This window comes from Amycolatopsis sp. cmx-8-4 (assembly GCF_046548675.1).
In the GTDB taxonomy this organism is placed as follows: Bacteria; Actinomycetota; Actinomycetes; order Mycobacteriales; family Pseudonocardiaceae; genus Amycolatopsis.
In genome coordinates this window covers 106499-128713 of sequence record NZ_JAEBDZ010000008.1, presented here as the reverse complement: position 1 = coordinate 128713, position 22215 = coordinate 106499, and the positions used below count along the sequence as shown (strand labels likewise).

At 69.6% G+C, this 22215-nt stretch carries 17 protein-coding genes and 2 tRNA genes; 11 read left to right on the top strand and 8 right to left on the bottom strand.

Going from position 1 to position 22215, the window contains the following annotated elements; all coding sequences use genetic code 11:
* Nucleotides 1-114: 114 nt before the first annotated feature.
* From ACLJQZ_RS18965 to ACLJQZ_RS18950, 4 genes are all read left to right on the top strand, one after another.
* Nucleotides 115-3477 (top strand): S8 family peptidase, encoded by a 3363-nt coding sequence (locus tag ACLJQZ_RS18965; RefSeq protein WP_410621306.1) that lies wholly within the window; start codon nt 115-117, stop codon nt 3475-3477.
* A gap of 228 nt (nt 3478-3705) precedes the next feature.
* Nucleotides 3706-4743 carry a 3-isopropylmalate dehydrogenase gene (locus tag ACLJQZ_RS18960; protein ID WP_410621305.1) on the top strand — a complete coding sequence of 346 codons (1038 nt, stop codon included), beginning with the start codon at nt 3706-3708 and terminating at the stop codon, nt 4741-4743.
* An 808-nt stretch (nt 4744-5551) separates the two neighbouring features.
* On the top strand, nt 5552-7183 hold the full coding sequence (cimA, locus tag ACLJQZ_RS18955; RefSeq protein WP_410621304.1) for a citramalate synthase: 1632 nt from the start codon (nt 5552-5554) through the stop codon (nt 7181-7183).
* Nucleotides 7184-7188: 5 nt separating this feature from the next.
* On the top strand, nt 7189-7959 hold the full coding sequence (locus tag ACLJQZ_RS18950; protein ID WP_247061924.1) for a fumarylacetoacetate hydrolase family protein: 771 nt from the start codon (nt 7189-7191) through the stop codon (nt 7957-7959).
* A gap of 71 nt (nt 7960-8030) precedes the next feature.
* On the opposite strand, the gene ACLJQZ_RS18945 is transcribed toward ACLJQZ_RS18950, so the two are convergent.
* The gene (locus tag ACLJQZ_RS18945; protein WP_410621303.1) at nt 8031-9269 is read right to left on the bottom strand and encodes an FAD-dependent oxidoreductase; all 1239 of its coding nucleotides are present in this window, start codon (nt 9267-9269) and stop codon (nt 8031-8033) included.
* A 105-nt stretch (nt 9270-9374) separates the two neighbouring features.
* On the opposite strand from ACLJQZ_RS18945, the gene gltX reads away from it, so the two are divergent.
* The 4 genes from gltX (at nt 9375) to ACLJQZ_RS18925 (ending at nt 12095) form a co-directional block, all read left to right on the top strand.
* Complete coding sequence (gene gltX, locus ACLJQZ_RS18940) at nt 9375-10853, top strand: glutamate--tRNA ligase (protein WP_410621302.1); 1479 nt, start codon at nt 9375-9377, stop codon at nt 10851-10853.
* A gap of 202 nt (nt 10854-11055) precedes the next feature.
* The gene (locus ACLJQZ_RS18935) at nt 11056-11790 is read left to right on the top strand and encodes an HAD family hydrolase (RefSeq protein WP_410621510.1); all 735 of its coding nucleotides are present in this window, start codon (nt 11056-11058) and stop codon (nt 11788-11790) included.
* Nucleotides 11791-11849: 59 nt separating this feature from the next.
* Nucleotides 11850-11921 (top strand) — tRNA-Gln (locus ACLJQZ_RS18930).
* A gap of 101 nt (nt 11922-12022) precedes the next feature.
* Nucleotides 12023-12095: transfer RNA gene (locus ACLJQZ_RS18925), tRNA-Glu, on the top strand.
* Between the two features lie 279 nt (nt 12096-12374).
* On the opposite strand, the gene ACLJQZ_RS18920 is transcribed toward ACLJQZ_RS18925, so the two are convergent.
* A complete protein-coding gene (locus tag ACLJQZ_RS18920; RefSeq protein WP_410621301.1) occupies nt 12375-13016 on the bottom strand; it encodes a TetR/AcrR family transcriptional regulator in 642 nt (213 codons plus the stop codon).
* A 115-nt stretch (nt 13017-13131) separates the two neighbouring features.
* Between ACLJQZ_RS18920 and ACLJQZ_RS18915 the strand changes: the two genes are divergently transcribed.
* Nucleotides 13132-14121 (top strand): PhnD/SsuA/transferrin family substrate-binding protein, encoded by a 990-nt coding sequence (locus ACLJQZ_RS18915; RefSeq protein ID WP_410621300.1) that lies wholly within the window; start codon nt 13132-13134, stop codon nt 14119-14121.
* A complete protein-coding gene (locus ACLJQZ_RS18910; protein ID WP_410621299.1) occupies nt 14118-15122 on the top strand; it encodes an amidohydrolase family protein in 1005 nt (334 codons plus the stop codon). Before ACLJQZ_RS18915 ends, ACLJQZ_RS18910 begins: the two co-directional genes overlap by 4 nt.
* Nucleotides 15123-15392: 270 nt before the next feature.
* Here ACLJQZ_RS18910 and ACLJQZ_RS18905 read toward each other — a convergent pair whose 3' ends face one another.
* The 5 genes from ACLJQZ_RS18905 to ACLJQZ_RS18885 form a co-directional block, all read right to left on the bottom strand.
* Nucleotides 15393-15938 carry a hypothetical protein gene (locus ACLJQZ_RS18905; RefSeq protein WP_410621298.1) on the bottom strand — a complete coding sequence of 182 codons (546 nt, stop codon included), beginning with the start codon at nt 15936-15938 and terminating at the stop codon, nt 15393-15395.
* A gap of 201 nt (nt 15939-16139) precedes the next feature.
* The gene (locus ACLJQZ_RS18900) at nt 16140-16472 is read right to left on the bottom strand and encodes a MerR family transcriptional regulator (RefSeq protein ID WP_410621297.1); all 333 of its coding nucleotides are present in this window, start codon (nt 16470-16472) and stop codon (nt 16140-16142) included.
* Nucleotides 16473-17216: 744 nt separating this feature from the next.
* The gene (locus ACLJQZ_RS18895) at nt 17217-17972 is read right to left on the bottom strand and encodes an SDR family NAD(P)-dependent oxidoreductase (RefSeq protein ID WP_410621296.1); all 756 of its coding nucleotides are present in this window, start codon (nt 17970-17972) and stop codon (nt 17217-17219) included.
* Nucleotides 17973-17984: 12 nt separating this feature from the next.
* Nucleotides 17985-18977 (bottom strand): LLM class flavin-dependent oxidoreductase, encoded by a 993-nt coding sequence (locus tag ACLJQZ_RS18890; RefSeq protein ID WP_410621295.1) that lies wholly within the window; start codon nt 18975-18977, stop codon nt 17985-17987.
* Nucleotides 18974-20527 (bottom strand): acyl-CoA synthetase, encoded by a 1554-nt coding sequence (locus tag ACLJQZ_RS18885; protein ID WP_410621294.1) that lies wholly within the window; start codon nt 20525-20527, stop codon nt 18974-18976. Before ACLJQZ_RS18885 ends, ACLJQZ_RS18890 begins: the two co-directional genes overlap by 4 nt.
* A 126-nt stretch (nt 20528-20653) precedes the next feature.
* Between ACLJQZ_RS18885 and ACLJQZ_RS18880 the strand changes: the two genes are divergently transcribed.
* Nucleotides 20654-21280, top strand: coding sequence for a TetR/AcrR family transcriptional regulator (locus ACLJQZ_RS18880; protein WP_410621293.1), 627 nt, complete (start codon nt 20654-20656; stop codon nt 21278-21280).
* Here ACLJQZ_RS18880 and ACLJQZ_RS18875 read toward each other — a convergent pair.
* The gene (locus tag ACLJQZ_RS18875; protein WP_410621292.1) at nt 21277-22167 is read right to left on the bottom strand and encodes an alpha/beta fold hydrolase; all 891 of its coding nucleotides are present in this window, start codon (nt 22165-22167) and stop codon (nt 21277-21279) included. The genes ACLJQZ_RS18880 and ACLJQZ_RS18875 overlap by 4 nt on opposite strands.
* Between the last annotated feature and the right edge of the window lie 48 nt (nt 22168-22215).

The following is a 22215-nucleotide window of genomic DNA, read 5'->3' as shown; positions in this document are numbered from 1 at the left end:
GCGAGGTTGAACCACGCGTCGTCGAGGGCACGGCGCGGTTGCCGTGCTTCACCGTCGGGGGTGCCAGGAGCGGCAGGCAGGTTCGGGTCCAGACCTCGAGTAAGGGGCCCACTCATGAGCAGATCCCGCTTACCCGCGCGCGCCACGACGGCGGCCTTCGCCGTCGTGCTGGCCGCCGCGCTCGGGGCGCCCGTCGCGAGCGCGGCAGACGCTCCGCTCGCCGACGGCGTCTCCCCGGCGAAGATCGACGACGCCAAGCTGCAGGGCAAGGTCGAACCGCGCCTGGCCGCCGCGCAGGGCCGCGTCACCGCGTTCGTCGAGCTGGCCAAGAAGCCCGCCGTCGACGCGTTCACCGCCGCGCAACCCCAGGGCAAGGAGCAGGCGAAGCGGGCCGCTCGCGCCGCGAAGGACGACACCACCGCGGCGGTGAACTCCGTGCTCGGCCAGCTGCGCACCGCCGGCGCCCAACCCCAGACCGTCACCCAGACCGCCAATGCCGTCCCCGGCGTCGTCGTCACCGCCGACGCCGCGAAGCTGCGTGACGTCGCGAAGCGCGCGGACGTCGTCTCGGTGCGCACGGTCGTGCCGAAGACCCGCACCAACGCCAGCGCCGAGCAGCTGACCAACACGCTCGCCGCGTGGCAGCAGACCGGCAAGTTCGGCGACGGTGTCCGCGTCGGCGTCATCGACGACGGCATCGACTACACCCACGCCGACTTCGGCGGCCCCGGCACGCCGGCGGCCTACAAGAGCGTCGACAGCACCAAGCCGACCCCGCTGTTCCCGAGCGCCAAGGTCGTCGGCGGCACCGACCTCGTCGGCAACGACTACGACGCCGCGACGCCCGGCAAGACCACCCCGGCGCCGGACCCGAACCCGCTGGCCTGCGGGGAGCACGGCACGCACGTCGCCGGCACCATCGGCGGCTTCGGCGTCACCGCCGACGGCAAGACCTTCAAGGGCGACTACAAGAAGCTCGACGCCAAGAAGGTCGACGCGATGCAGATCGGCCCGGGCACGGCGCCGAAATCGCTCCTCTACGCCATCAAGGTGTTCGGCTGCGCGGGCTCGACGAACGTCACCTCGCAGGCGCTGGACTGGGCGCTCGACCCGGACGGCGACGGCGACTTCACCGACCACCTCGACATCGTCAACCTGTCGCTGGGCTCCGACTTCGGCGCGCCGGACGACCCGGACTCGCTGTTCGTGCGCAAGCTCGCCGCGAACAACGTGCTCCCGGTGATCTCCGCGGGCAACGGCGGCGACATCAACGACATCGCCGGCTCGCCGGGCAACACGCCCGAGGCGCTCACCGTGGCCAGCACGCGGGACGCGGGTGTCCTGCGCGACGCCGCCGAGGTCACCGCGCCCGCCGCGGCGAAGGGCCAGAAGACCGGCCAGTACAGCCAGAGCTACGCCGGCTACGACACGCTGAACCTGACCGCTCCGGTCGTCGCGCTGGCGGGCGCGAACAACGCGGGCTGCGCGGCGTACTCCGCGGCGGACAAGGCGAAGGCGGCCGGCAAGTTCGTCTGGCTGGAGTGGGACGACAACGACTCGACCCGCGCGTGCGGTTCGGCCGCCCGGGCGAACAACGCCCAGGCCGCGGGGGCCAAGGGCGCGCTCCTGTCGTCCACTTTGGAGCACTTCAGCGCGGGCATCGCGGGCAACGAGGCGATCCCGATGTTCCAGTTCACCGGCTCCGCGACCGCGCCGCTGCGCGCGTCGCTGACCGCGGGCACGCTGCAGGTGCGCCTCTACGGCACCGGTCGCGCGTCGATCCAGACGTACGACAAGAAGATCGTCGACACCCCGAGCTCGTTCACCTCGCGCGGTACCCGCGGCCCGGCGCTCAAGCCGGACGTGGCCGCCCCCGGTGACACGATCACCTCGGCGTTCCGCGGCAGCGGCAACGGCCGGACCGTGCTGTCCGGCACGTCGATGGCGGCCCCGCACACCACGGGCATCACGGCGCTGGTCCGCCAGTCCCACCCGGACTGGTCGGTCGAGGAGGTCAAGGCCTCGGTCATCGACACCGCCGGCCACGACGTCACCGACGGCGCGGGCCACACCTTCGCGCCGCAGCGCGTCGGCAGCGGCCGGATCGACGCCAAGGCGGCGCTGGACAACCAGGTGCTCGCCTACGTCCAGGACGACCCGGGCGCGGTCAGCGTCAGCTTCGGGACGGTCGAAGCCGGTGGCCCGGTGACGCTGTCGAAGACGATCAAGCTGGTCAACAAGGGCGTCACGGCGGCCGAGTACTCGGTGGCCTACCAGGCGGTCGACGCGCTGCCGGGCGTCGAGTACACAGTGGACACGCCGACGGTGAAGCTCTCGCCGCGCGGCACCGCCAAGGTCAAGGTGACGCTGAAGATCACCGACCCGAAGGCCCTGCGCAAGGTCATGGACCCGACCATGCAGGCCGTCCAGGCCGGGCTCGCCCGCCAGTTCGTCGCGGACGCCTCCGGCCGCGTCGCCTTCACCCCGAAGAGCGGGGCCAAGGTGCCGCTGCGGGTCTCGGTCTACGCGGCGCCGAAGCCGGTGTCGGCGATTGCGACCCCGGCGTCGGTCAAGTTCGCGCCGGACGCCACCCAGGCCGTGCTGAACCTGAGCGGTAAGGGCGTCGACCAGGGAACGGGTGCGCAGCGCTACCGCTCGCTGATCAGCGTGCTCGAGCTGCAGGCGGAGTCCCCGCAGCTGGCCGAGTGCGACGCGGACGTGGTCACCGACTGCACGGTGAACAAGACCGCCAAGGGCGGCGACCTCCGCTACATCGGCGCGGCTTCCACCGCTCCGCTGGCGAAGGCGCAGGGTGAGCCGGAGAACGCGATCCTCGCGTTCGGCCTGTCCACCTGGAGCGACTGGGCGAACATCGGCAGCAACACGTCGCCGTTCGTCGACATCGACACCACCGGGGACGGGCAGCCGGACTTCGAGACCTACGTGACCAAGGCGACGGCGACCGACGTCCTGATCGCGGTCACGGTCGCGCTGACCCCGGGCTTCCCGACCGTCGACATCCAGGCCGTCAACGGCCAGCTCGGCGACGTCGACACCAACGTGTTCGACACCAACGTGATCACGTTGCCGGTCTCGCTGGCCGCGCTGGGCATTGACGCGACCGCCGACACCCACCGCATCTCCTACACGGTGGGCGTCAGCGGCTACTACGTCGCTCCGGGCACGACGAACGGGCTGATCGACTACGTCGGCACGCCGCTGTCGTTCGACGCGCTCGCGCCGGGCTACGCGGTCCAGGGTGGCGGCGACGCCGCGCTGGGCTACGTCGCCAAGCCGGGCACGGCGCTGGTCGTCACCCGGAACGCGGCGTCGGCCGCGGCCGACAACGCGCTCGGGCTGCTCGCCATCGAGCACCACAACGCCGCGGGGAACCGGGCGACCGTGGTCAAGGTGGACGCGGCCCAGGGTGCCCGGCCGGGGAATGACCGTCAGCCGATCGGGGCGGGCCGCCACTAGGGGGCCGGAAGATCGATCTGTGCAGGTTCAGGGGCGTCTCCGGCGGGTATCCGCCGGGGGCGCCCCGCTGCAATTCACCCAATCGGGTGTCTCACCCTGCGGGAGGATGCGGCATAAGGGTGGTGCGGCTACGGCCATTTGTCTACGGCCGGTAACCTTCCGGCTGCTGGCGTTTTGTTGCGGTGGGCCATCGGTGCGTCCGGTGGCCTGGTCGACGGAGGTGTGTGGATGCGGCTCGCGGTGATCCCAGGAGACGGGATCGGGCCCGAGGTGGTCGCCGAGGCGTTGAAGGTGCTCGGTGAAGTGGCACCTACGGCGGAGATCACGAACTACGACCTCGGCGCCGCGCGATGGCACGCGACCGGTGAGCTGCTCCCGGAGTCGGTGCTGGGCGAACTTCGCCAGCACGACGCCATGCTGCTGGGCGCGGTCGGCGATCCGACGGTGCCGAGCGGGATCCTGGAGCGCGGCCTGTTGCTGCGTCTGCGGTTCGAAATGGACCACCACGTCAACCTGCGCCCGGCGCGGCTGTACCCGGGTGTCCGGGGGCCGCTGGCCGACGCCGGCGACGTCGACATGGTCGTCGTGCGCGAAGGCACCGAAGGCCCGTACGCGGGCACCGGCGGCCTGATCCGCAAGGACACCGAGAACGAGATCGCGACCGAGGTCAGCATCAACACGGCGTTCGGCGTGCGTCGGGTGGTCGCGGACGCGTTCAACCGCGCCGAGGCGCGGCCGCGCAAGCACCTGACGCTCGTGCACAAGACCAACGTGCTCTCGTTCGCCGGGTCGCTGTGGTCGCGGATCGTCGAAGAGGTCTCGCTGGAGCACCCGGAGGTGACGGTCGCGTACTCGCACGTGGACGCGGCGACGATCCACCTGGTGACCGACCCGTCCCGGTTCGACGTCATCGTGACGGACAACCTGTTCGGCGACATCATCACGGACCTCGCGGCCGCGGTGACGGGCGGAATCGGCCTCGCGGCGAGCGGCAACCTGGACATGACCCGCCGCAACCCGAGCATGTTCGAGCCGGTCCACGGTTCGGCGCCGGACATCGCGGGCCAGGGCCTGGCCGACCCGACGGCCGCGGTGCTGTCGGTGGCGCTGCTGCTGGACCACCTGGGCCAGAAGGAAGCCGCGCGCCGCATCGAGGCTTCGGTGGCGTTCGATCTGGCCACGCGGGACCAGGCATCCCCGGGAGCCACGACGGCGGTCGGCGACCGGCTGGCGGCACTCGTGTCGTCGAACGTGCGCACCGGCTGAGACTTTGCCTGCTGCTTGACGGGGAGCCCCGCACCGCGATTCGGTGCGGGGCTCTTTCGTGTGTCTGTGGGCGGCGGACGGTCCTTTCGCGCGCTGGCGTCGCGAGCGGGCCGCTGGTGCCGGTTTGGTCGCGAACGGGCCACTCGTGCGCAGGTGGCGTCGCGAACGGGCCGCTCGCGTGCAGGGTTGGTGTCACGAACGGCCCTTTCGCGTCGGCGTCGCGGGTGGACCGCTGGTGCGGCTTCGGTCGCGAACGGCCCGTTCGCGCGCAGGTGGTGCGAACGGGTCCTTTCGCGCGCTGGTGCCGCGTGTGGGCCGCCGGTGCGTGTCTGGTGACGAACGGGCCGCTCGTGCTCGGCTGGTAGCGCGAGTCGCCCGTTGGTGCAGCTTCGGTCGCGAGTGGGCCGCTCGTGCTGTGCTCGCGTTGGCCGCGGCACCAGCCGGGTTCGGGTTGTCCACAGCACTGCCGTGATGTGGACAACCCGGCCGCGGAACGGTCTTCCGGGCGGTTGTGTCCGCGGGTGCCGATAAACTGGATGCGGGGCCGGCCCCCAGGGAGTGGCGGGGGATGTCCGCGCGGCGTTCCCGGATGGTGGGAGCTTGGCCCAGGTTGTGGACTTCCAGCGAAAGCCTGTGGCATGATGCGGCTGTGACCAGCTTCGCGATCATTATCATCGAGCGCGCCGGACGGTAGCTCCACAAGAGCTCCCGGCGCGCAACCTCTCGCACCCCTGCGGGAGGTTTTTTTGTTGCCCGAAACCGCTCGGAACCGCCCGAGATCGCCGCCACCGCATCGAGGAGACAGACCGTGACCCGCAAGGAGCCCGCCGATACCCCCCTCGGCGATGCCTTCCACCTCTACGACACGACCCTGCGCGACGGTGCGCAGCGCGAGGGCATCTCCTACTCCGTCCAGGACAAGCTGGCCGTCGCGCGGCTGCTGGACGAACTGGGCGTCGGGTTCATCGAAGGCGGCTGGCCGGGCGCGCTGCCCAAGGACACGGAATTCTTCGCCCGGGCCGCGAAAGGCGAGCTGCAGCTCAAGCACGCCGCGCTGGTCGCGTTCGGCTCGACCCGCAAGGCCGGCACCACCGCCGACGCCGATCCGCAGGTCCAGGCCCTTCTCGACAGCGAAGCCCCGGTCATCACGCTCGTCGCGAAATCCGATCTTCGGCACATCGAACGCGCCCTGCGGGTCGACGTCGACGAGGCCTGCGCCATGGTGCGCGACACCGTCGGATTCCTCACCAAAGAAGGCCGGCGGGTCTTCCTCGACGCCGAACACTTCTTCGACGGCTACGCGCATTCCCCCGAAACCTCGCTGAGGATCCTCGACGCCGCGGGAAACGCGGGCGCCGACGTCCTCGTGCTCTGCGACACCAACGGCGGGCAACTGCCGCTGGGGCTCGCGGAGACCGTCCGTGAGGTCCAGTACAAGACCGGGTTCCGGCTCGGGATCCATTGTCAGGACGACACTTCCTGCGCCGTGGCGAACTCCGTCGCCGCGGTGCAGGCCGGCGTGACGCACGTCCAGTGCACCGCCAACGGTTACGGGGAGCGGGCCGGCAACGCCGACCTCTTCGCCGTGACGGGAAACCTGGTGACCAAGCTCGGCATGGACGTCCTCCCGACCGGAGGCGCCGCCGAACTCACCCGGGTCTCCCATGCCCTTGCCGAAATCGCCAACCTCGCCCCCTACTCCCACCAGGCGTACGTAGGGGCGTCGGCTTTCGCTCACAAGGCGGGACTGCACGCGAGCGCGATCAAGGTGGATCCGTTGTTGTACAACCACATCGATCCGTCTTCCGTCGGCAATGACATGCGGGTACTGGTCACCGAGATGGCCGGCAGGGCCAGCCTCGAGCTCAAGGGACGTGAGCTCGGGGTCGACCTTGCCGGCCGGCCCGAAGCGCTGACGAGCGCGCTCCGGAAGGTCAAGCGCCTCGAAGCCGAGGGCTGGTCCTTCGAAGCCGCCGACGCCTCCCTCGAACTCCTGCTGCGCCAGGAGGCCGACGTCCCGGCCGAGGCGCCGTTCGAGCTCGAGTCCTACCGCGTGGTGCTCGACCACCGCGCCGACGCCGAGGTCGTCTCCGAGGCGACGGTCAAGGTGCACGTCGGCGGCCAGCGCGTCATCGCCACCGCCGAGGGCATCGGCCCGGTCCACGCCCTCGACGCCGCGCTGCGCAAGGCCCTGAGCCCGCACTTGTCCTGGTTGGACAGTGTGGACCTGGCCGACTACAAGGTCCGGATCCTGCAGGGCCACCCCGGCACCGACGCCGTGACGCGTGTGCTGGTCGAGAGCACCGACGGCGAGCGCGAGTGGACCACGGTCGGGGTGCACGGGAACATCGTCGAGGCCAGCTGGCTGGCCCTGTGCGACGCGCTCGTCCACAAGAGCACCACCGTGGCCCCGGTCACGGGTGGGGCGCACGTAGACTGATCCGTGTGCGCCTAGCCCGTATTGCTCATCCCGGTGGTGTCGCGTTCGCTTCGGTCGAAGGGGACGGTGACGACGCCCAGGTCCTGGAGATCGCCGAGCACCCGTTCGGCCAGCCCAACTTCACCGGCAAGCGGTGGCCGCTGGCCGACGTCCGGCTGCTCGCGCCGATCCTGCCGTCCAAGGTGATCGCCGTCGGCCGCAACTACGCCAAGCACGCGGCCGAGCTCGGCAACGAGGTACCCACCTCGCCGATGCTGTTCATCAAGCCGTCGACCTCGGTCATCGGCCCGAACGCGGCCATCCGCCGCCCGTCCGGCGTCGGCCGCGTCGACTTCGAGGGCGAGCTGGCCATCGTGATCGGCCAGCCGGTGAAGAACGTGCCGGCCGCGCGCGCCGCGAGCGCCATCCTCGGCTACACCGTGGCCAACGACGTCAGCGCCCGTGACCTGCAGAAGTCCGACGGCCAGTGGGGCCGCGCCAAGGGCTACGACTCGTTCTGCCCGCTCGGGCCGTGGATCGAGACGTCCCTCGACGCGTCCGACCTGGCGCTGCGCTCCGAAGTCGACGGCGAGCTGAAGCAGGACGGCCGCACCTCCGACCTGGTGCACAAGATCCCCGAGCTGGTCGAGTTCATCTCCGGCGTGATGACGCTGCTGCCCGGTGACGTCATCCTCACCGGCACCCCGGAGGGCGTCGGCCCGATCGAGGGCGGCCAGAGCGTCTCGATCACCATCGACGGCATCGGCACCCTGACCAACCCGGTCGAGAGCATCTGACCCCAAAGCCGTGAAGGCCTCCTTACCGGCGCCAAGAGCCGGTAAGGAGGCCTTCACGGCTTTTCGGAGCCCTACCGCTGCACCGGCTCCATCGGACGGCGGGCGTAGGCCGGGGCGTGCTCCGGCCGCAGGCCCAGGCCCAGCAGCCGGGCCGGGACGTACGACAGCCGCGGGAACCGGGCGAACAGCTTGATCATCGCGGCCGGCGGGCCGTTGCGCCTGCCCGCCATGACCTGCCGGACCACGGTCCCGTGCAGCAGCCGCTGCAGCCCCTGCACCAGCAGCGTCGGCAGCAACCGCCGGCCACGCACCTTCGCCAGGTCGGCCTCGCGCGGCCGGCCGCGCCGCAGCGGCCCGGCCAGCAGCGTCGCCGCCGCGACCGCGTCCTGCACCGCCAGGTTGATGCCGACGCCGCCGACCGGCGACATCGCGTGGGCCGCGTCGCCGATGCAGAGCAGCCCGTCGACGTGCCACTTCTTCAGCAGGTTCATCCGCACGTCGAGGAACTTGACGTCGTCCATCGTCGTCAGCTCGGGCACCCGGTCGGCGAACCCGGGCAGAATCTGCGTGACGTTCTCCCGGAACGCCTCGATGCCCTGCTCGCGCAGGTCGTCGCCCTTTGGGCCGAGGTAGGCGATCTGGAAGTAGTCCGGCCGGGGGAGCGGGATGGCGAAGCGGCGGTCCCGCATCTGCGGCAGGAGCATGCCGTCCACGTCGTCGGTGCCGCGGGAGAGCCGGAACCACCAGACGTCGAACGGGCAGTCGTACTCGCGCGGCACGAGACCGGCCTCACGGCGGGCCGGCGACCACCGGCCGTCGGCGGCGATCACCAGGTCGGCGCGGATTTCCCCGGTCTCCCCAGCGGCCGTGCGATAGGTGACGCCGGCGACGCGGCCCCGCTCGCGGACCAGCCCGGTGCACTCGGTCTCCATCCGCTGGACGAACGTCGGCTCCTTGCGCGCGCTCTCGGCCAGCAGGTCGAGGAAGTCCCACTGCGGCACCATCGCGACGTAGGGGTGCGCCACCTTCAGCCGGGTGAAGTCGGCCAGCTTCATCAGCTCGCCGTTCTCCTGCGGGAAGCCCGCCGAGCGCATCTCGCTGTGCGGCAGCGCGTCGAACTTCTCGCCCAGCCCCAGCTCGTCGAGCAGGGTCAGGGTCGACGGGTGGACCGTGTCGCCGCGGAAGTCCCGCAGGAAGTCGGCGTGCTTCTCCAGCACCGTCACCTCGACGCCGGCCCGGGCCAGCAGCAGTCCCGTGACCATCCCGGCCGGTCCGCCGCCGACGACGACGCACCCCGCGCGCTCGATCATCTCCACCATCTCCCCGTCTATTTCATCGTCTGTTGAATAAAGCGAGGATGCACCCGCCCCGGTCCGTGCGTCAAGCGATGTGGCGACGGATACGCTGATCGGGCTATGAGTGAGACATCGGTGGTTCGCGCGCGTTTCTGTCCTTCGCCGACCGGCGCCCCGCACGTCGGGATGATCCGCACGGCGCTGTTCAACTGGGCCTTCGCCCGGCACCACCAGGGCAGCCTGGTGTTCCGGATCGAAGACACCGACGCGGCGCGCGACTCGCAGGAGTCCTACGAGCAGCTGCTCGAAGCGCTGCGCTGGATGGGCCTCGACTGGGACGAAGGCCCCGAGGTCGGCGGCGAGTACGGGCCGTACCGCCAGAGCGAGCGGCGCGCGACCTACGCCGACGTCGCCGCGAAGCTCCTCGAGGCGGGGGAGCTGTACGAGGCGTTCTCGACCAATGAAGAGGTCGAGGAGCGGCGCAAGGCAGCCGGCCTGGACCCGAAGCTGGGTTACGACAACTTCGACCGCGACCTCACCGACGAGCAGCGCGCCGCCTACCGTGCCGAGGGCCGCGCGCCGGTGCTGCGGCTGCGCATGCCGGACACCGACCTCGGCTGGACCGACCTGGTCCGCGGCGACATCACCTTCCCGGCGAACACGATCCCGGACCCGGTGCTGGTGCGCGCGAACGGCGACCCGCTCTACACGCTGACCAACCCGGTCGACGACGCGCTGATGAAGATCACGCACGTGCTGCGCGGTGAGGACCTGCTTCCCTCGACCCCGCGGCAGATCGCGCTGTATTCGGCGCTGGAGCGCGTCGGCGTGGCGGAATTCACGCCGCGGTTCGGCCATTTGCCGTACGTGATGGGCGAGGGCAACAAGAAACTGTCCAAACGCGACCCTTCGTCGAATCTCTTCAACCTCCGCGACCGCGGTTTCATCCGCGAGGGGCTGCTGAACTACCTGGCCCTGCTCGGCTGGTCCATCGCGGACGACCGCGACGTGTTCTCCCCCGAAGAGCTGATCGCCGCCTTCGACGTCACGAAGGTCAGCGCCAACCCGGCGCGCTTCGACGTCAAGAAGGCCGAAGCCATCAACGGCCAGCACGTCCGGGCCTTGCCGGCGGCCGAGTTCGTGAACCGGGTGACGCCTTATCTCGTCACGGCGGGCGTCCTGCCGGACTCGCCCAGCGACGAGCAGGTCGCGCGGCTGAACGCGATCGCGCCGCTCGTCCAGGAGCGCGTGACGGTTCTCTCGGACGCGTCTCCGATGGTGCGCTTCCTGTTCGCGGACGAGGAGACGTTCGCGCCGGAGGAGGACGCCGCGGCGAAGAACCTCGGCGAGCCCGCGCGGCCGGTGCTCGAAGCCGCGCTGTCGGCGCTCGAAGCGTTGCCGTCGTGGGAGACCGCGGCCATCGAGCAGGCGCTGAAGGACGCGCTTGTGGACGGTCTGGGTCTCAAGCCCCGCAAGGCTTTCGCGCCCGTCCGGGTCGCCGTCACCGGACGGACCGTTTCCCCGCCGCTGTACGAATCGATGGAGCTGCTCGGCCGCGACGTCTCATTGGGACGCCTGCGCCGCGCAATGGTCGGATAACCGAAAGAAGACGGTTCGCCAACTGGGAGTAGAGCGACCACGCCGGAACAGGCGAGCGGCAATCACCTCTTTGGCAGCGTCGCGAACGCTGCCGTTGCCCTAGCCTCACTGGGTGGATTTCGCTTTGGCACCCCGGACCCCGTCGCGAACCGCCCCCGCCGAGGCGGCGCCCGAGCCCTGGGCGCCGCCGGCGCTCCGGCTGGTGTGCCTGGACATCGACGACACCCTCATCGACTGCACCGCCGCGATCCGCCGCAGCCTCCACATCCTCACCGGCCGGGGTGATCTCTGGCCGTTGTGGGACCTGATCACCGAGGAGCACGTCGCGCTCGTCGTCGCGGGGGAGATCGACTACGCGACCATGCACCAGCGCCGCACGGACTGTTTCCTGGCGGAGCTCGGCATCCTCGCCGACGAGGAGCAGGTGCGGTCGTTCGAACGCCGCCGCCGCGAGCTGCTCGACACGTCGTGGCAGCTGTTCGACGACGTCCTCGAGTGCCTGGAGTGGCTGCGCGCCGCCGGTCTCGTCCTGGCCGCCGTGACGAACGCGTCAGGTGTCCACCAGCGCAAGAAAATCGCCGATCTCGGCCTCGCGCCGTTCTTCGATCACGTCGCCATCGCCGGCGAGCTGGGGGTGGCGAAACCCGATCCGGTGATGTTCCACACGGTCTGCCTCGGCCTGGGCTGCGCACCCGCCCAGGCCGTGCACGTCGGGGACAAACTCGACACGGACGCGATCGGCGCCCGCGACGCCGGCCTCGGCGCGGTCTGGCTGGACCGCGACGGCATCGGCGAGCGCGCCCCCGAGGGCGTCCACACGGTCGCCGGTCTCGCCGAGCTGCCTGAGCTGCTGGTTTCGGAGTACGCGACGATCGGCGTCCCCGCTCAGCGCCGCAGTGACACCCCCGCGTTCACCGTCGGGAACGGCGTGCTCTAGTATTTCTTCTCGTGCGGTGCTGAGCCGGACCGGTAGTTCAGGTCGGCAGAGTACCTCACTGGGGTATGGTGTAATTGGCAGCACGACTGGTTCTGGTCCAGTTAGTCTAGGTTCGAGTCCTGGTACCCCAGCTGCGGAGAGTGACCCCCCTGCGGAGCGAGAAATCGCTTCTGGTAAGTTTTCTCCAGCAAGAAAAACAGAAAAGCCCCTGGGAGACCAGGGAAGTTCCTAAGCCCCCGTCGTCTAGCGGCCTAGGACGCCGGCCTCTCACGCCGGTAGCGTGGGTTCGAATCCCATCGGGGGTACAAACAGCTACCACGCAAGCCTCGTTGACCGTTGGTCAACGAGGCTTTTTGCGTGGTGGACATTGTCGCGTCGGAGATCTCTTTCCGCGGCTTGTGCCGTTTCTGGAAGTCGATCGTCAGGCGCCTCCAGCCGTTGTAGCTCTGCTGAAGTCCCTCGCGTTGATGACCGGCCTCATGCTGCAGTGGCTGGTGGACCCCGAGCACGCACCCTCCGGCGAGGACGTGGTCGCCGAACTCCGTTCCCTCACCGCAAAACTCTGATCACGCCGGAACGGTGTGTCAGCGACGTTCGCGGAGCAGCCCCGTGTCGCCGAGTGCGATGCGGACGTCGTGGACGAAGCCGGTGGTGTCGTCGAGTCCGAATGCCGTGTACTGCAGGACAAAACCGTGCAGCACGGCCATCACCACACGCGCACCGCGGTCGGGGTCCAGTTCGGCCGGGACACTGCCCGCCCGCTGGCCGTTGCGGAGCGCGTCCGCGATGCGTCCGCGCACGCCCTCGAAGCCGGCTTCGGCCTGCTGCCGCAACCCTTCGTGGCGTAGCAGCTCGCCCCACGCCTGGACGGCGCAGCGCAGCAGCTCGTCGACCGGGACGGCTTGGCCCGCCTCGTCGACGGTGATCTCGCCGCTCACCGGGTCGATCGCCGCCGCGACCAGGTCGGCGACCGTCACGTCGCCGGCCGCGTCGACGTACTGCTCGACGGGATCGAACATCACCCGGAAGGCGTCGCCGGCGATCTCGAGGATGATCTCCTCCTTGCCGGCGAAGTAGCGGTACGGGGCACCGACCGACATGCCCGCTTCGGCGGCGATGTCGGGCATCGACGTCTGGTGGAAGCCGTCGCGCGAGAAGCAGCGACGGGCCGCTGCCACGATCTGCGACCGGTTGGCCGCCCGGCGCTCGGCGGTGATGCGGGGCACGGCCCAGCTCCTTCCGTGAATGATCGTTCGCCTTGACGATAGCAGGGGACACGCGGCATCATCAAAATGAAAGGTCGTTCACGGAAGCGACCCACGAGGCGAAGGAGGACCTGTCATGACCGACCTGAAGCTCACAATGGGCGTCTACCGGTACGAGCACACCGAGCCGCTGTTCGACGGGCGCGTCGCGATCGACGCGACCCTCGAGACGTCTCCGCTGATCTCCGACGTCTTCCAGCGGATGGCCGAGGGTGACCTGGACATCGCCGAGTACGGGCTGACCTACTTCCTGCGCTCGTTCGACCTGGCCGATTCGCCCTTCCTGGCCCTGCCGATCTTCCCGAACCGCAACTTCCGGCACTCGGCCCTGTTCGTGAACGCCGACAGCGGGATCGAGCGACCGGAAGACCTCGCGGGCAAGACGATCGGCGAGTTCGCGCTGTACGGCTCCGACCCTGGTGTGTGGGTGAAGGGCGTCCTGGCCGACGAATACGGCGTGACGCCCGATCGGATGGACTGGGTGATCGGCGGTACCGACCACCCGATCCCGTCGTTCGACTGGATCCCGCAGCCCGTCCCGGACGGCGTCGACGTCCGCCACGCCGGCGACGAGGAGACCCTGGCCGCGCTGCTCGAAGCGGGCGAGATCGACGCCCTGCTCTCGGTCGACGTCCCGCGGAGCCTGCTCGACGGCTCGACGAAGAAGATCCGGCGGCTGTTCGTCGACTACGAAGCGGTCGAACGGGACTACTACCGCCGCACCGGCATCTTCCCGATGATGCACGTCGTCGCGATCCGCCGGGAACTGGCCGAGGTGCCCGGCCTGGCCGCGTCGGTCTACCAGGCGTTCGGCCAGGCCAAGGAGATCGTGCAGGAGCAGTACCGGGCCAACGCCGCGAAGCAGCACATGGCCGTGATCACCCCCTGGTTCAGCGAGTTGTTCGCGGAGAACCGGGCGCTGCTGGGCGAGGACTGGTGGCCGTACGGCCTCGACGCCAACCGCAAGGCCGTCGACACCTTCCTGCGCTACCACCACAAGCAGGGGCTGTCCCGGCGGCTGCTCACGTCCGAGGACATCTTCGTCCCCGAGCTCCTCGACACGTGAAGGAAAAGCTCGTGAAGATCACCGGCTTGGAAGAACATTTCGTGACCCGCGACGTCGTCGACGCGTGGTGCGCGCTGGAACCCGAGTGGCAGGATCTTTCGCTGACGCCGTCCACGCGGGGCGATTCCGCACGCCGGCTGGCCGACTTCGGCGACGAACGGCTTGCCAGGATGGCGAAGGCGGGACTCGACGTCCAGGTGTTGTCGTTGAGCACCCCGGGCGTGCAGAACCTGGCCCCGGCCGACGCCGTCGCCTTGCAGACCGCCACCAACGACACCCTCGCCGAGGTGATCCGCGCCCGTCCGGACCGCTTTCAGGGCTTGGCGACCTTGGCCACGCCGCGTCCGGCCGCGGCGGCCGCCGAACTGGAACGCGCGGTGACCGAGCTGGGGCTCAACGGCGCGATGATCTTCGGGCGCACCAGGGACCGGAACATGGACGAGCCCGCGTTCTGGCCGATCTACGAGGCGGCGGCCGCGCTCAAGGCGCCGCTGCACCTGCATCCGCAGTCCCCGCCCGCTGCCGTGCGCGGTGCCTACTACAGCGGCTACGGCCCGCGTGTCGATGCCGCCCTCGCCACGCACGGCATCGGGTGGCACTACGACAGCGGCGTGCAGGTCCTCCGCCTCGTCCTGAGCGGGGTGTTCGACCGCTTCCCCGACCTGCAGGTGATCGTCGGTCACTGGGGCGAGATGGTCCTGTTCTACCTGGACCGCATCGATTCGCTGAACGAGCTGGCCGAGTTGCGGCGGCCGGTCTCGGATTACTTTCGCACCAACATCTTCCTGGCACCCAGCGGCATCCTCAGCCGCCGCTACCTGCGGTGGGCGACCGAGGTGGCCGGCGTCGACCGGATCCTGTTCTCGACGGACTACCCCTTCGTCACCCCACCGCAGGGCGGGGCGCGCGCCTTCCTGGCAGAGGCGTCGCTGAGCGATGCGGACCGGCTGAAGATCGCCTCGGGCAACTGGGACAGGCTCTGCGCCTCCATCCGGCGCTGATCCGGTTTTGGTTGCGGTGTGCCCGAAACTCGGTCGCTGCGGAAGGTGTCTCCGACCTACCATCACAAAGAGCCCGCCCAAGGCACATCTACCCGGTAAGGGTGTGTCCTGCCCGTCGCACGGTGGGGGTGGCCGCCCGTTCGAGCGGGGCCGGGTCCGGGGAGCTCACGCCTCGACGGGAGGTGTCGGGGTTCCCGCATCAGACGCGCTCAGCGGCATGACCGGACGTCAGTTGCGTCCCCCTTCGCCAGGGGCGGATCCCACGCGCGATCAGTGATCGTGATGCCCGTGCGGGGGTTGGGGCGTGGGGAGGGTCGAGCGCAATGGTCGCGCGAGTGCCTGAACGAGGGCAGCGGGTAGCCCCAGGGACGGCGTTGACTGCAGCTCCGTCTCGAAGCCAAGATCGACTTCGGCGCAGCCGCAATCGAGGTACTCCTCTGCGGTGAAGCATCGGTTGGCCAGGTCCGACTCGAAATCCGGGGGTGCGATCCGGGCTAGTAGGCGAGTCATCGGTGCCGTGATCGCCGCCGGCCGGGCACGGATTTCGTCCGCCATCAACCGGGTGATGAGATCCGTTGACTCGTCCCGGCCGGGAACCGGGACCCCGTGTCGCTCGTAGGCGGCGGCCACCAGTGGTTCGGTGTCCCATCCGTTCGCTCCGGGGCTCAGGCCCGCCAGCTCGGCGATCTCGGGATCTTCGTTGCCTTCCAGCACCAGGCTGACCGCGACATCCGGCCAGTCGCCCGGCTGAAGGCAACCGTGGGATTCGGCGACTCTGGCCACCAAGAGCGCCGTTCGCAATGAAGCGTCGTCCACCTGGCAACCTTAACGTCCGCTCGTCGGCACGTGAGTGTGTATCGACCGGACGCTGGGTCCTCCGCGGCGAGGAGTCGCGTTCGCCAGCTGCTGACCGCGTCCTTGCCCCGCCTCGGCTTTCGGGGCGTCGCTGCCCCACGAATCCGAAGGCGCCGGCCGAGCCGCGTCCGGGCGTGTCGGCTGGGGCGCGACGCGGCGGGTTCAGTCGTTGGTGCGGAGTTCGGTGTTGAGGCGCTGGGCTTCGTGGAGCTGGTCTTCGAGGGTGACGATGCGGCACGCGGCGTCGACGGCGGTGCCCTGGTCGACCAGTTCCCGCACGCGGGCGGCCAGCCTCAGCTGGTGCCGGGAGTAGCGGCGGTGCCCGCCGGTGGAACGTTGCGGGGTGACCAAGCCGGCTTCGCCCAGGCTGCGCAGGAAACCTTGTGTGGCGCCGAGGATGTCGGCGGCCCGGCCCATGGTGTAGGCGGGGTAGTGCTCGTCGTCGAACTTGTCGGCCCCGCTGGGCGTGGCCGGTCCTTCTTGGTCAGGAATCACTCTGCCTCCACGTCACAAAGGACCCCGGGTGCCACTGCGGCACCCGGGGTCCTCAAGGGTTGGGTTTCACCATTGTCAACCGACGCGACCGTCGGCTTCCTGCACCCGCGTCCGGCGTGAAGCCGGATCGTGCGGGGATCGCTTACTCGTGACCGAGCACCACCTCCGAACTCGATGGGACTGCGGCACCCGCGCGGCGCTACTGCCTGGCCGCTGCGGGCGATCCAATGATGGTTCCGTTCCCTTCTTTCCGGTGTTTCCCACTTACTCGGTACTGCCACTTCACTTGCTGCGGACGTCACTGCCGGGACCCTTTCCCTGATCGGTCCCAGCACGCTGACGCCGCTGGTCACTGCCCGGAGCCCCGTTCACCGATCGGCTCCGGCCACCTGACCGGTACTGCACTTGCACAACGACTACTGCTGATCTTCGCGGGCGCACATTCGCCGCCCGCACGGTCACCAGCCGGAACCTGTTCCTTGATCGGCTCCGTCCTGCCTGACCGTCTTGTCTCACCTCGCGGGTAGTTACGTCATCTCCCGCGCCTGCTTGACGTTGTCTCTCTCGGTATGAGTAGAACACTACACACGTCCGCCCGGGAATGTCTACCCCAGTCAGCATAGATTTTCTGGAGTCAGTCGAACGGGTGGCGAGGGGGTGCGTGACCTGCGCCGAAGCCTTGGCGCGGCCGCCGGAGCGAGGGCGGCGGGCCCGGGGGATGGCCGGGCCCGCCGAACCTGCGCCTCAGACCAGGGACGCCGACAGGCCGCCGTCCAGGACGTAGTGGCTTCCGGTGATCCAGGTTGCCCGGTCGGAGGCCAAGAAGGCGGCCACCTCCGCGATGTCCTGCGGGGTGCCCAGGCGGCCCTGCTTCGCCGCTACCAGGTCGCCGAAGGGGACCTGGGTCGCCGCCTCGAAGTCGGGGACCAGGCGCTCCACCATGGCCGTGTCCGCGAAGCCCGGGCAGACGGCGTTGACGCGGATGCCCGCCGGGCGCATCTCGACCGCCGCCACCCGCGTCAGCTGGATGACCGCGGCCTTCGTCGCGCAGTAGGAACCCAGCAGCGGGCTGCCGCCGATGCCGGCGATCGACGAGATGTTGACGATGTTGCCCTTGGACTCCACCAGGTGCGGGGTCGCCGCCTTCATCGCGACGAACGTGCCGCGCACGTTGACCGCGAAGATCTTGTCGAAGCTCTCCGTGGACTGCTGCAGCAGCGGCGACGACACCTCGATCCCGGCGTTGTTGACCAGGACGTCGAGGCCGCCGAGGAGGTCGACCGCCTGCTGGATCGCCGCCTGGACCTGGGCTTCGTCGGTGACGTCGCAGTTGGCGACGCCGGCCGCGCCGATCTCGTCGGCCGCCTGCTTGGCCGAGTCGGCGTTGATGTCGCTGACCACGACCTTGGCGCCGCGTTCGATGAACAGCGTCGCGATGGCCTTGCCGATCCCGGCGCCGGACCCGGTGACGAAGACGCGCTTTCCCTCAAGCTCGGACATTCTCGTTCCCTTTCACATCGCGTCGATCTTGGGCAGGATTTCTTCCTTGAGCCGCTTCATGTCGTCGAGCGTCTTCGCCACCGGCACGTCCTGGAACGGCGGCCACAGGAACGGCATCGTCAGCCCGGCTTCGTTGTAGCGCTTGAGCCGGTCGGTGATCTGCGCCGCCGACCCGACGAGCAGGTTGGTGCCCTTGCCCAGCGGGCTCTGGTCCACGTCCTCGTCGGTGATGACGAACCAGATCATGCTGGAGATCTCGAGGTCGTCGACCGACCGCTGGGTGTCGAGCTCGTCGAGCTCACGCTGGATCTCGGTGCGCCACCGCTGGATGTCCTCGGGCGAGTCCTGGATCCCGATCCAGCCCGACAGGCCGTACTTGGCGATGCGGCTCGCCGAGCGCTTCGGGTCCTTGAGGCCGCTGAAGAAGATCGGCGGGTGCGGCTTCTGCACCGGCTTCGCCCCGAACCCGGCCGGCTCGAAGTCGGCGAACTCGCCGTGGTATTCGAAGACCTCGTTGGTCCAGATGCCCTGCATGATCTCGATGGTTTCGCGGACGTGCTTGTGCCGCTTGGGAAAGATGTGCGCGGCGCTGGCGGCGGCGAACTCTTCGGGCATCCAGCCGGAGCCGACGGCGACGTTGAGCCTGCCGCCCGAGAGGTGGTCGATGGTGGCCAGCTCCGCGGCGAGCACGCCGGGGGACCGGTACGGCGTGTCGATGATGCTCATGCCGATCCGGACCTTCGAGGTCTTCGCGGCGAGCCAGGGGAGCAGCGGCATGCCCTGGAGGAACTCGCCCCGCGAGCTCACCGGGAGCTGCTTGCCCATTTCGTCCAGCATCCCGAAGGGGTACTGCATTTCCCCGCGGTCCGAGGACTCCGGCACGATGATCCGGTCGAGCGTCCAGACGGAGTCGAAGTCGAGGTCCTCGGCGAGGGCGGTGAGGTCCTCGAGTTCCCGCACGGTCACTTTGTCCCGGAAGTTCGGCAGGTAGAGCGCGAGTTTCATGGTCGGACAGCCTCCTTGCTGCGTTCGGTGAAGGTGGAGCGGATGTCGGCCTTGAGGACCTTGCCGACGGTCGAGCGCGGCAGCTCCGGCCAGATCTCGATCTGCTTGGGCGCCTTGACGCTGCCGATGCGGGCCTTGACGAACGCGATCAGCTCGCCGGCGTCGAGTTCGGCGCCGGGCCGGAGCTGGACGACGGCGGTGACGCGCTCGCCCCACTTGTCGTCCGGCAGGCCGATCACCGCGCAGTCGCGGACGGCGTCGTGGGCCATCACGGCCTGTTCGACCTCGGCGGAGTAGACGTTGAACCCGCCGGTGATGACCATGTCCTTGGCGCGGTCGACGATGTGGAGGTAACCCTCGTCGTCGAGGAAGCCGATGTCGCCGGTGTGGTGCCAGCCGTGGGCGGACGCTTCCGCCGTGGCCTCCGGGTTGCGGTAGTAGCCGGCCATCACCAGCGAGCCGCGCACGCAGATCTCGCCACGTTCGCCTCGCGGAACCGGCTGCCCGTCCTCGTCGAGGATCGCCACCGTGACCAGGGGTGACGGCCGGCCCGCCGACGCCAGCCGTCCCGTGTGGACGGTGCCGTCGGGGCGGCGGTGCTCGGCGGGCGCCATCGTCGAGATCATCATCGGGGCCTCGGACTGGCCGAACAGCTGCGCCATCGGCCCGATGCGGTCGAGGGCTTCGGTCAGCCGGGACGTCGACATCGGCGCGGCGCCGTACCAGAAGCACTGCAGCGACGAGAGATCCGTGGTGCCGAGCGCCTCGTGGCCGAGCACCATGTAGATCAGCGTCGGCGGCAGGAACGTGTGGGTGACGCGGTGGCGCTCGATCAGCTCCAGGAACCGGCCGACGTCGGGCTTCGCCATGATCACGACCTCGCCGCCGCGGGCGAGGATCGGGAAGCACAGCACGCCGGCCGCGTGCGTCAGCGGGGCCAGGGCGAGGTACACCGGGCGGCCGTCGAACGGATAGCTCATCAGCGTGATCGCCGACATGACCTCGAGGTTGCGGTCGGTCAGCATGACGCCCTTGGGGCGACCCGTGGTGCCGCCGGTGCCGACCAGCGCGACGACGTCGTCGGGCGGCGCGGCCGCGGCGGCGGGGTCGTCGCGGGCGGCGTCGAGCCAGGCGTCGAAGCCCGGGGCGACGTCGTCGCCGTCGCCGAGCCGGACGAGGGTGGTCAGCTTCGGCAGCTTGGGGGCGATATGGCCGACGAGCTCCTCGAAGCCCGGCTGGAAGATCAACGTGGTGCAGTCGAACAGGTCCAGCAGTTCCGCGTTCTCGCCGGCCGCGTTGCGCGGGTTGATCGGGCACCAGACCGCGCCCGCCCGGGAGATGCCGAAGACGCAGGCGAACGCGGTCGGGTCGTTGGCCGAGAGGATCCCGACCTTGTCCCCGGGCGCGACTCCCGAGCGCCGCAGGGCCCGGGCGACCCGCTCGGCGAGCGTGATCACCGCACCGTAGGAGAGCGAGACTTCGTCGAGGGTCAGGCAAGGCGCCTCGGGGTCGAGCGAAGCGCCCTTTTCCAGGTAGAAGAACAGAGACATCGTCGTCCCTTCGAAACCTCCGCCGGCGGCACCGGCGGCTGGTCACGACCTTGACGGCCATTTGGACGAATGTCAAGATTTTCTTGGACGATTGGTCAGAGAACCGCTCGATGGTATCTTCGGCCGGTGACCAGCGCAGCCGCCGTGAGGCGCCGGACCCGTGTCGACAAGTTCGAAGAGCGCCGCCGGGAACTCGCCGACGCGGCGCTGCTGGCGCTGGCCGACCTGGGGTACGCCCGCACCAGCCTGCGCACGATCGCCGAGCACACGAAGTTCTCCCACGGGCTGCTGCACTACTACTTCGCCGACAAGGTCGAGCTGATCACCTACTGCGTCCGGCGGTACAAGGCCGCCTGCGTGCAGCGCTACGAGGGCGGCGTCGGCGAGGTGGCCACGTCCGGGGAGCTGGCCGCGGCCTGCGCGGACGGGCTGGCCGCCGCGCTCGCCGACGCGCCCCTGATGCACCGGCTCTGGTACGACCTGCGCTCGCAGTCGATGTTCGAGGAAGCCTTCCGCGACGACGTCGCCGAGATCGACGACAGCCTGCAGGACATGATCTGGCGCAACGTCAGCGCGTACGCCGACCTCGCCGGCACGCCGCCGAACTGCTCGCCGGCCGAGGCCTACGCGCTGTTCGACGGCCTGTTCCAGCAAGCCCTGCTGCGCTACCTGATGGGCACCGAAGGCGCGCTCGACGACCTCCGGAACGGCGTCCGCGCGCTGTTCCCGCGGCTTCTGTCCACTGAGGACTAAAGCAGGCTCGCGACGGCGTCCGCGAAGGCCTCCGGCGCTTCCTGCGGCGCGTTGTGCCCGATCCCGGCCAGCAGCCGGTGCTCGTACGGGCCGGTGAAGTACTCCCGGTCACCGGCAGCGCTCGGGCCGAGCAGGCCGTCGGCGCCGGTCTCCAGCAGCACGGTCGGCACGGTGATCGGCGGCTGCCCCGCGAGGACGTCTTCCAGGTCCTGGTAACGGGGATCGCCGTCGGCCAGGCCGTAGCGGTGCCGGTAGGAGTGGATCACGACGTCGGCGAAGTCCGGGTTGTGCAGGCTGGAGGCGCTCGCGGGGAACGCCGCGGCGGCGCCGGACCACGCCGGCGACCAGGTGCGCCACAGGAACTCGCACAGCTCTTCGCGGTTGCGCTCCAGCCCGCGCCGCCCGCGCTCGGAGTGGAAGTAGTACTGGTACCAGTACGTGGCTTCCCATTCCGGCTTGCCGGGCTCGTGCGCGGCGGCGATGTCCTGGACGTTGTAGCCGTCGACGGTGACCAGGCCGCGGACGCGCTCCGGGTGCACCGCGGCCGTGATGCACGCCGCGCGCCCGCCCCAGTCGTAGCCGGCGAGGACGGCGGATTCGATGCCCAGCGCGTCCAAGAACTCGACCAGGTCGGTGCCGAGCGCCGCCTGCTGACCCGAGCGCGGGGTGGCGTCGTCGCGGAACGACGTCGCGCCGAAGCCGCGCAGGTAGGGGGCGACGACCCAGGCGTTGCGGCGGGCCAGCAATGGTGCGATCTCGTCGAAAGCCCTTACGTCATAAGGGAAACCGTGGAGCAGGATCACCGGGACGGCGTCGGCCGGGCCGGAGTGTTCGTACGCGATGCTCAAGGTCGGCGTGTCGACCTGCCCTGTTGACGTGAAGCCCATCGGGCGATTGTCGCACGAGCACGTTTACCTCCCAGGGAATTGGATCGA

Excerpts from the sequence above, each read along its gene's own strand:
- ACLJQZ_RS18945 (WP_410621303.1), bottom strand. The coding sequence starts at position 9,269 with ATGATCGAGCGCGCGGGGTGCGTCGTCGTCGGCGGCGGACCGGCCGGG.
- ACLJQZ_RS18895 (WP_410621296.1), bottom strand. The coding sequence starts at position 17,972 with ATGTCCGAGCTTGAGGGAAAGCGCGTCTTCGTCACCGGGTCCGGCGCC.
- gltX (WP_410621302.1), top strand. The coding sequence starts at position 9,375 with ATGAGTGAGACATCGGTGGTTCGCGCGCGTTTCTGTCCTTCGCCGACC.
- ACLJQZ_RS18890 (WP_410621295.1), bottom strand. The coding sequence starts at position 18,977 with ATGAAACTCGCGCTCTACCTGCCGAACTTCCGGGACAAAGTGACCGTG.
- ACLJQZ_RS18885 (WP_410621294.1), bottom strand. The coding sequence starts at position 20,527 with ATGTCTCTGTTCTTCTACCTGGAAAAGGGCGCTTCGCTCGACCCCGAG.
- ACLJQZ_RS18875 (WP_410621292.1), bottom strand. The coding sequence starts at position 22,167 with ATGGGCTTCACGTCAACAGGGCAGGTCGACACGCCGACCTTGAGCATC.
- ACLJQZ_RS18915 (WP_410621300.1), top strand. The coding sequence starts at position 13,132 with ATGACCGACCTGAAGCTCACAATGGGCGTCTACCGGTACGAGCACACC.
- ACLJQZ_RS18965 (WP_410621306.1), top strand. The coding sequence starts at position 115 with ATGAGCAGATCCCGCTTACCCGCGCGCGCCACGACGGCGGCCTTCGCC.
- ACLJQZ_RS18960 (WP_410621305.1), top strand. The coding sequence starts at position 3,706 with ATGCGGCTCGCGGTGATCCCAGGAGACGGGATCGGGCCCGAGGTGGTC.